At 72.1% G+C, this 1,100-nt stretch carries 1 protein-coding gene and 1 pseudogene; one reads left to right on the top strand and one right to left on the bottom strand.

Annotation, left to right across the window (positions count from 1 at the left end; genetic code table 11):
* Window positions 1-210 precede the first annotated feature (210 nt).
* Window positions 211-843, top strand: a complete 633-nt coding sequence (locus tag Mrose_RS18410) for a hypothetical protein (RefSeq protein ID WP_119280669.1) — start codon at window positions 211-213, stop codon at window positions 841-843.
* Between the two features lie 72 nt (window positions 844-915).
* Here Mrose_RS18410 and Mrose_RS18415 read toward each other — a convergent pair.
* Window positions 916-1,100 (bottom strand): annotated as a pseudogene (locus Mrose_RS18415) (hypothetical protein); the annotation flags it as partial.

The raw sequence follows: 1,100 nt of genomic DNA on the forward strand, positions 1-1,100 counted from the left end.
GGCGCAGGCTGCTCCTGCGGCGGTGGATCCGGGTGGGCTGCCGGGGGCACTACCTGCTGCAGGAGCTGGAGGTGGCGCGCGAGGAGTTGCCGCGCTACGGGCTGGGGCGCGACGGAGGGTGAGCCGGGGGTCAGGCGGCCCAGTGTACGGGGCGCCACGGGAACGGGTTTGCCACAAAATGATATAATGCCTCCCGATAGGAGGTAAAGCATGGGAATCACCCACTACTGGCGCGTGCGACCCGAGGCCCTCGAGCAAGCCCTCCCCGCCGTGGCGCGGGACCTAGCCGCCCTGCGGCCTTACCTGCCGCCGCTGCAAGGGCGCGGGCGCGGCGAGGAGGCGGTGCTGCAGCCCGACCTGGTGTACTTCAACGGGCTCGAGCCGGCGGACTACGAGGACTTCGTGCTCACCCCGCGCGACCACACCGAAGACGGCCGGATTTTCGGCTTCTGCAAGACCGGCTTCGTCGAGCAGCGCCCTTACGGCCGTGCAGTGATGGCCGCGCTGGCGCTGCTGAAGTGGCACTGCCCGGAGGCTGCGGTCAACTCCGACCTGCTGGTGGCCGACTGGGACGAGCCCTGCCGGCTGGTGGTGCGGCAGCTGGGCTATCCGGTGGACCCCTTCTGGGTCCTCGAGCGCGAGGCCTGGCGGCTGAGGGACGGCGGGGGGCGGGAGTTCCTGGCCGAGGGGGAGCGTGACCCCCAGCACATGCTGATCTGGCTCGACGACCTGGCGCGGCAGGGGGCCCTGCCGCTGCAGCCGCCCTTCAGGGTGGTGGGCCCCGCGGACGGTTTCGCCGAGCGCCGCCCGCACCCACACATCCGCAGCGTCTACCTCCTCTAAAACGGCACAGGCACAACCCACACGAACGGGGCCGGGAGTCTCCTCCCGGCCCTCCCTCGGCTTCCCTCCGCCCTAGCGCCCGGCGCCTTGCAGCGCCAGCAGCAGCTGCTGCTTGAGGGCCACCACGGTGGGGGGGTGGTCCAGCAGCAGCCAGCGCTCCTGCTGGCGGGCGATGAGGTAGCGGTCGTCGGCCAGCAGGAAGCCCCCGCGCACCCGCCCCGGCAGCAGCCGCAGGCTGTAGCGCGCCCCCTGCAGCC

Source organism: Calidithermus roseus (assembly GCF_003574095.1).
GTDB lineage: Bacteria > Deinococcota > Deinococci > Deinococcales > Thermaceae > Calidithermus > Calidithermus roseus.